The organism is Methanocaldococcus sp., from assembly GCF_024490875.1.
In the GTDB taxonomy this organism is placed as follows: Archaea; AGJL01; Methanococci; order Methanococcales; family Methanocaldococcaceae; genus Methanocaldococcus.
Genome location: NZ_JACCLX010000012.1, coordinates 1 through 7,553 on the forward strand (window position 1 = coordinate 1; position 7,553 = coordinate 7,553).

Genomic DNA, 7,553 nt, shown 5'->3' on the forward strand with positions numbered 1-7,553 from the left:
CTATAATAATCTAAAATACCAGCCAATGCAATAGCAGTAACCAACACACCCATATCAGCGACTACTGGAACTACATCTGCAGGAGCTACATAAGGTTTTTTATTAACGCTTTTAGCAAGTTCTACTAACTTATTTATTTGCTCTTCTGTTGCTAATTCTCCTCCATCTAGTGTTTTACTACTAATTACATAATGTTTATGTTGCGGAGTTCCTGGAACGCTCGCTGGGTGCATTGAACTTATTCCTACATCATTCCTTTTATATCTTAGTTCTGACTCTAATAAAACATATAACACCAATGGAGAAATTGTACATGTGTTACAAATAACAGCATTTTCCGGAACATGTTTTATAATATTCTTTGCAATGTTTATTGTTATTTTTCCAAATGGTGTGAATAGAATATGAACTTCCCCATGTTTTGCCGCTTCTATATCATCACTAACTATCTTAACTCCTACATCTTCAACTTTTTTCCATAAATCATCGCTCATTATATTTTTATTTGGTTCTGATAGGATAACATCATGCCCTGCTTCCGCAAACTCTATTGCCATCCTCGCTCCTCCATATGGTGGCTCCCCACCAAATTTTTCTGGTAAATTTAACTGTTCTATATACAACTTCTGATTTCCTGCTCCATATACTGATACTTTCATTTAATATCCCTCTAATATTTTTATTATCTTAATATCTTATAATATATAGATTACTTACCTTTATATAATTTTCGAGAATTATTATTTGTTATTATTTAATAAATAAATTAATATTATTTAAGAATAAAATTTATAAACATTATTTAAAATAAAATTACACCAAATTAAAATACATTAATGAGGGAGACATATGTTTCTAACATTGGACGACTTTGAATTTGAAGATAAAAGAATAGTTTTGAGAGTTGATATAAACTGTCCAATAGATCCAAATACAGGAGAGATTTTAGACGATAAGAGGATTAGAGAAATAAAAGATACAGTTAAAGAGTTGATAAATAAAAATGCCAAAGTTGTAATATTGGCACATCAGAGTAGGCCAGGAAAAAAAGATTTTACAACATTAAAAAATCATGCAAAAGTTTTATCTAAAATTATTGGTAAAGAAGTAGAGTTTATAGATGAAGTAATTGGCTATACAGCAAGAGAGTCTATAATTAATATGAAGTGTGGAGAAGTCATTTTATTGGAAAATATTAGATTTTATTCAGAGGAGGTTTTAAATGATTGGAAAAAGTGGGAAGGAATAACTCTAAAAAAACAGGCAGAGACAAATATAATTAAAAAACTATACCCATTATTTGACTATTTTGTTAATGACGCCTTTGCGGCGGCACATAGAGCACAGCCCTCATTAGTTGGATTTTCTTACTATATGCCAATGATTGCTGGAAGATTAATGGAAAAAGAAGTTAGTATTTTATCAAAAGTTTTAGAAAATCCAGAAAGGCCTTGCGTTTATGTTTTAGGTGGATCTAAGGCTGATGATTCAATAAAAGTTATGAAAAATGTCCTAAAAAAAGGAGTGGCTGATAAAGTTTTAACCTCTGGAATCGTTGCCAATATATTTTTAATAGCTATGGGTTATGATTTAGGAGATAATCTAAAAGTTATAGATAATCTTGGATTAACTAATCAAATAGAGATTGCAAAAGAGTTGTTAGATAAGTTTAAAGATAAAATTATTGTTCCAGTAGATGTAGCTTTAAATATAGATGAAAATAGAGAAGAAATAGAGTTACAAAAAGACAAAAAAATAGAAGGTTTAATTAACGATATTGGAGAAAAAACAATTGAACTTTATAGTGAGATTATAAAAAAGGCAAAAACTATTGTAGCAAATGGTCCTGCTGGGGTATTTGAAAAAGAATTATTTGCAAAAGGAACTAAGGGATTGTTAAAGGCGATAGCAGAGTCTGAAGGATTTTCAGTCATTGGAGGTGGTCATTTATCAGCCGCAGCAGAGTTGTTTGGATTTGCTAATAAGATAGATCACATTAGTACAGGAGGAGGAGCAACATTAGAGTTTTTAGGTGGAGAAAAGTTGCCAGTTATAGAGATGTTAAAGGAATCTTACAAGAAATATAAAAGAAAGAACTAACAATTAACTTTAAATACATAAAACATAATTACTTTTTATTAAACTATTTATTACTTTATCTTAATTTTTGCTTTGATTGTATTACTATTATAAATAAAAAGGGGATTGTATGAATTTAAAAAAAATAGTTTATGAAATAAGAAATTTTGAAGGGATTTTGAGGAAAATAGCTATTAAAGATGTTGTGGAGAATTTTAAATTTAATGATGAAGATTATGAATTTGAAATTATAGTAGATTTTGGTGATGATGCGGCAGTTATTGGCATTGATGGAGATAACGCTATTTTGTTAGCCGCTGATGGAATATGGGGAAAACTATTAGAAGCTGATCCTTGGTGGGCAGGATATTGTTCAGTCTTAGTTAATTGTAAAGATATAGCGGCAATGGGAGGAAAGTGCATAGGAATGACAAATATAATAAGTATAAAAGATAAAGATGTTTGTAGAAAAGTTTTAAAAGGAGTTAAAGATGGTGTAAAGAAATTTGGAGTTCCTATGGTTGGAGGACATACACATCCTGATGCTATATGTAATGTCTTAGATGTTTCTATAACTGGTATAGCCAAAAAGGATTGCATATTGAGAAGTGACAATGCAAAAGTTGGCGATAAAATAATATTCGCCTATGACTTGGTTGGACAAATATATAAATCATTCTCGTTAAATTGGGATACTACTACAATGAAATCAAAAAAGTTAGTTAAAGCTCAGATGGATGCTTTAGTTCAAATTGCTGAAAATAAATTAGCCAATTCATGCAAAGATATAAGTAATCCTGGAGCTATTGGAACTTTGGGAATGTTATTAGAAGTTTCAAGAAAAGGAGGAATTGTTGATATTACAAAAATTCCAAAACCAGAAGAGATTGATTTAATTCATTGGCTTAAAGTTTATCCGGGAAGTGGATACGTTTTAACGGCAAATGAAGAGAACTTTAAAGAGATTAAAAATATTTTTGAAGATGTAGAAATGACTGCTGAAATTTGTGGAGAGGTTATCTCAGACAAAAAGTTATACATTACTGATGGAACTAACAAAGAAATTGTCTTTGACTTTGAAAAGGAATTCATTTGTGGATGTTAATTTTTAAATTTTATTTTAAGTGATTTTTATGAAATTAGCAGTTGATGCTGTTTTTTATGTAAGAGAAGGTTTCAATTTCGAAAAAGTATTTAAAGAAGTTTTGAAAATTTTAGGAGAAGATGTAAAAATTTTATCTGTCGAATATCCAGAGTTGGCTTTAATTTCGGAAGAGGGTTATTATTACAGATGCGGATTTATGATTGACAAAAAATTAGATAGAGAACTTAGTAGAGAAGAAATTGATGAAATTAAAGAAAAAATTAAAAAATTGTTTGAAAATGAGATAATTTATACATTAACATGTGAAATATTATGAAAGAAGTTAAAGATTTTTACAACAGTTGGAATCCTAATAACTTTCCAAAATACATGAAGTGTATTATAAATTTTGCAGATAAGTTAATCTTTGAAGAACTAAAGAAATTAATAAAAAATATTGTAAATAATGAAAATGATAATAAAGATTTTTTAGTTTTAGATTGTGGATGCGGTTATGGAGCCTTTTATAATTTAACAAAAGACTTTAATACTATATATTTGGATATTTCATTAAATTTACTAAAAAAATTTAAAATCAAAGAGCGAAAAGTTTGTGGTAATATATTAAATTTACCTTTTAAAGATAACACTTTTGATTTAGTTCTATGTATAAATGTTTTAGAGCATGTAGATTATTTAAAATCTTTGAATGAGATATGTAGAGTTTTAAAAAATAATGGACATTTAATTGTAGTTGTTGTAAATAGAGATAGTTTAATTAAAGAAGAAATTTTTAACGATTTTAGAATTTTTCATAAACCATTATCCTACAAAGATTTTGAAGAAACAAATATAAACTTTAAAATTGTTTATTTAAGTTCATTATATTATTTACCTCCAATTTTTAAAATATTTCCACCAGTAATTTTAAAGAGAATTCTAAAATATTGGAAACCTTTGGATAAAAGATTATCAAAGATTTTTAAAAATAGAGGGCAGTTTCTAATTTTAGACATGGTGAAAGAATGAATATTTACACCTTACCAAAAGGAACATACAGTGAAAAGGCTACAAAAAAATTTTTAGAGTATATAGATGGAGATTATAATATAAAATACTGTAATTCAATATACGACATATTTGAATGTGTAAGTAATGGAGGTTTAGGAGTAGTTCCAATAGAAAATTCTATTGAGGGCTCTGTATCATTAACACAAGATTTATTATTACAATTTAAAAATATTAAAATATTGGGAGAGTTATCCTTAGATATACATCACAATTTAATAGGTTATGATAAAAATAAAATAAAAGTTATTTTATCTCATCCCCAAGCGTTGGCTCAATGCAGAAATTACATAAAAAGGCATGGTTGGGAGGTTAAGGCAGTAGAGAGCACAGCCAAGGCTGTAAAGATTGTTGCTGAAAGTAAGGATGAAACTTTAGGGGCTATAGGTTCAAAAGAATCAGCAGAATATTATAATTTAAAAATATTAGATAAAAATATTGAAGATTACAAAAATAATAAAACAAGATTTATTTTAATTGGTAAAAATGTAAATTTTAAAGTTTTACCAAAAAAATATAAAGTTTCAATTGTTTTTGAGTTAAAAGAAGATAAGCCGGGGGCGTTATATCATATTTTGAAGGAATTTGCAGAAAGAAATATAAATTTAACAAGGATTGAATCAAGACCTTCAAAAAAGAGATTGGGAACATATATTTTTTATATCGACTTTGAAGATTCTAAAGAGGATTTAGAGGAAATTATAAAATCACTAAAAAAACATACTACTTTTATTAATATTTTGGGAAAGTATCCTGTTTTTGATTAAGATCTAAACTCCTTATAAAATATGTCTGTTGATGGATGAACCTCTATAAAGTCGTTATATACATCAATTCCTCTAATTAATTGAGCAAAGTATGGGAGAATTTCAGGGTATGGAGTCATTATTATTGCTCCAACAACCTTCCCATTTTCGTAATATATTTTATTTAAGCCAACGCTCTTTAAAACCTTGTAAAAGTTTCCTTTACCTATGTGGCTTTTTAATATTTTGTATTTATTAGTTTGTTTTCCCACATAGGCAATAGTTAAAGACATTCTAACAGTTTTTGGAATTAAATCATAGTTTGGTTTTTTTAATTCTCTGTTGTTTATTTCATTGTATATATTTTGAGCTACAATTCTTCCTTCCATTCTTGAAATTGGAGTATTTCCTCCTCCATTTATTAAACAATCTCCACATGCATAAGTTTTGTTTTTATTTTTTATCCTCAAATATTCATCTGTCTCAAATAATCCTTTTCCTCCAATGGCTAAGATTTTTGTATAATTATCATCTTTTAATAATTTCTCAAACTTATCTTTATCATTTATAATTTTAAAATTAACAAGATTTTTCATTATATAATTCCTAATATCTTCATCTTTAATTTCTTTTAAAATTTTAGACCTCGTATATAAAACAACATTGCTTCTAAAGTCAGAAAATATTGATGCATATTCAACTCCAACTGTTCCTCCACCGATGATTAATATATTTTCTGGAAGTTCTTTTAGATTTGGTATATCTCTGTGAGTTAATACATTTTCATATCCATTGTATGATTTAGGATATTTTTTTCCAACTGCATAGACAATATAATCATAGTTATCTTCATATTTTTCCTTAAATTCTTTATATTTTATATTCACTCCTTTTTCCTTGGTTTCTTTCTCCAATTTGTTTCTAATTTTATCTTGGATTTTACTTATCTTCTCTTGTAATTCTTTAAATGATATAATCTCTTCTAATCTTATCTTTTTATTCTTTAAAATACTTAAATCGTTGAGAATATCTGCCATTTCTCTAAGACCAGTTATATATGTACATCCATAATTTAAGCAAGTTCCTCCTATTTTATTTTTTTCAAATAAATCAACATCAAAGCCAAAATCTGCTAAGGACATTGAACAAGTTCTCCCTGCTGGGCCAGCACCAACAACAGCAATTTTTGTCAATATACCACCTAATCCTTAACTATACATAAATATTATAATAAATACTATAACATTAAAGTTTTTAAAACCATAAGATAGAGGATGATATACTATGATTATTGGCGTGTTAGCTATTCAGGGAGATGTAGAAGAGCATGAAGAAGCAATTTTAAGAGCAGGATATAAGCCAAAGAAAGTTAAAAGAGTTGAAGATTTAAAAGAGATAGATGCATTAATAATTCCCGGTGGAGAGAGTACAACTATTGGAAAATTAATGAAAAAGTATGGATTATTAGAAGAAATAAAAAACTCTAATTTACCAATATTAGGAACATGTGCTGGGATGGTTTTATTATCAAAAGGGACAGGAATTAACCAAATTTTATTAGAATTAATGGACATCACTGTAAAAAGGAATGCTTATGGAAGACAAAAAGATAGTTTTGAAAAAGAAATTGAATTTAAAGATTTAGGAAAAGTTTATGGAGTATTTATAAGGGCCCCAGTAGTTGATAAAATTTTAAGTGACAATGTAGAAATTATTGCAAGAGATGAAGATAAAATAGTTGGAGTTAGACAAGGAAAGTATATGGCTTTATCTTTTCATCCAGAACTCTCAGAAGATGGCTATAAAGTTTATAAATACTTCGTTGAAAAGTGTGTAAAATAATTATTACTTAATCCCCTCCCTCGCTAAAAATTTTTATTTTTTAATTTAGAGGATTTTAATTTATTATTTTTTAATTTTAAGGATTTTTATCAAATTTCGAAGGGTCTTCTATTTTGATTAATTTGAGTATTTGACTTTATTAAATTATTGAGATTTTTAGAAGATTTTATTTAATTGTTTTTATCTTCAATTTTCCACGATAATTAAATTATTATTAAGAATTTTAAGGGATTTTAAGCAAATAAACCAAAATAGAAAAGTATAAATAAAAGTTCGGAGGTATATAAATAACAGGGGTAATTGACCCTCCGAACTATAACCCCTATATAAAGGAGAATAATAAGGTAATTTTAAAATTTTATCTCTTCAAATTGTGCCCTGTCTAAAATCACGCCCCAAAGGGGATAAAAGTTACTTACTCAAGAACAAAAAAAAGTGGCATTTGCATTGTCTAAAATCACGCCCCAAAGGGGATAAAAGATATATACATAAAAGCGTTAAATGTGGAAGTTTGTCTAAAATCACGCCCCAAAGGGGATAAAAGTTTGTTTTTATAATTGTAATTGGGTGTGGAGTTAAGTTGTCTAAAATCACGCCCCAAAGGGGATAAAAGTATTTAAATTTTTTAATAGTATAAAATATTTATAAGTTTTTATATTTGCATAGTTTTTGAGAGTAATATCGAATCCCGAGAAAATCTTGATCTGAATATTATCTGTCTCTTATACACATCT

General features: G+C 27.7%; 8 protein-coding genes. 6 read left to right on the forward strand and 2 right to left on the reverse strand.

Annotation, left to right across the window (positions count from 1 at the left end; all coding sequences use genetic code 11):
* The coding region (locus HZY31_RS02560; RefSeq protein WP_297317907.1) for a H(2)-dependent methylenetetrahydromethanopterin dehydrogenase-related protein at positions 1 to 659 on the reverse strand (659 nt) is incomplete at its 3' end.
* Between the two features lie 190 nt (positions 660 to 849).
* Here HZY31_RS02560 and HZY31_RS02565 point away from each other — a divergent pair.
* From HZY31_RS02565 to pheA, 5 genes are all read left to right on the forward strand, one after another.
* Complete coding sequence (locus HZY31_RS02565) at positions 850 to 2,100, forward strand: phosphoglycerate kinase (protein WP_297317908.1); 1,251 nt, start codon at positions 850 to 852, stop codon at positions 2,098 to 2,100.
* A gap of 109 nt (positions 2,101 to 2,209) precedes the next feature.
* Positions 2,210 to 3,184: a methanogenesis marker 2 protein gene (locus HZY31_RS02570; RefSeq protein WP_297317909.1), complete on the forward strand. Its 975-nt coding sequence runs from the start codon at positions 2,210 to 2,212 to the stop codon at positions 3,182 to 3,184.
* Between the two features lie 28 nt (positions 3,185 to 3,212).
* On the forward strand, positions 3,213 to 3,500 hold the full coding sequence (locus HZY31_RS02575) for a hypothetical protein (protein ID WP_297317910.1): 288 nt from the start codon (positions 3,213 to 3,215) through the stop codon (positions 3,498 to 3,500).
* The gene (locus HZY31_RS02580; protein WP_297317911.1) at positions 3,497 to 4,192 is read left to right on the forward strand and encodes a class I SAM-dependent methyltransferase; all 696 of its coding nucleotides are present in this window, start codon (positions 3,497 to 3,499) and stop codon (positions 4,190 to 4,192) included. The genes HZY31_RS02575 and HZY31_RS02580 overlap by 4 nt, the downstream gene beginning before the upstream one ends.
* Positions 4,189 to 4,998, forward strand: a complete 810-nt coding sequence (pheA, locus tag HZY31_RS02585) for a prephenate dehydratase (RefSeq protein ID WP_297317912.1) — start codon at positions 4,189 to 4,191, stop codon at positions 4,996 to 4,998. Before HZY31_RS02580 ends, pheA begins: the two co-directional genes overlap by 4 nt.
* Here pheA and HZY31_RS02590 read toward each other — a convergent pair.
* Positions 4,995 to 6,173, reverse strand: a complete 1,179-nt coding sequence (locus HZY31_RS02590) for an FAD-dependent oxidoreductase (protein ID WP_297317914.1) — start codon at positions 6,171 to 6,173, stop codon at positions 4,995 to 4,997. The genes pheA and HZY31_RS02590 overlap by 4 nt on opposite strands.
* An 88-nt stretch (positions 6,174 to 6,261) precedes the next feature.
* Here HZY31_RS02590 and pdxT point away from each other — a divergent pair, with 88 nt between their 5' ends.
* Positions 6,262 to 6,819 carry a pyridoxal 5'-phosphate synthase glutaminase subunit PdxT gene (gene pdxT / locus HZY31_RS02595; protein ID WP_297317913.1) on the forward strand — a complete coding sequence of 186 codons (558 nt, stop codon included), beginning with the start codon at positions 6,262 to 6,264 and terminating at the stop codon, positions 6,817 to 6,819.
* Positions 6,820 to 7,553 lie beyond the last annotated feature (734 nt).

Coding starts and splice junctions, on each gene's coding strand:
- HZY31_RS02565 (WP_297317908.1), top strand. CDS start 850: ATGTTTCTAACATTGGACGACTTTGAATTTGAAGATAAAAGAATAGTT.
- HZY31_RS02570 (WP_297317909.1), top strand. CDS start 2,210: ATGAATTTAAAAAAAATAGTTTATGAAATAAGAAATTTTGAAGGGATT.
- HZY31_RS02575 (WP_297317910.1), top strand. CDS start 3,213: ATGAAATTAGCAGTTGATGCTGTTTTTTATGTAAGAGAAGGTTTCAAT.
- HZY31_RS02580 (WP_297317911.1), top strand. CDS start 3,497: ATGAAAGAAGTTAAAGATTTTTACAACAGTTGGAATCCTAATAACTTT.
- pheA (WP_297317912.1), top strand. CDS start 4,189: ATGAATATTTACACCTTACCAAAAGGAACATACAGTGAAAAGGCTACA.
- pdxT (WP_297317913.1), top strand. CDS start 6,262: ATGATTATTGGCGTGTTAGCTATTCAGGGAGATGTAGAAGAGCATGAA.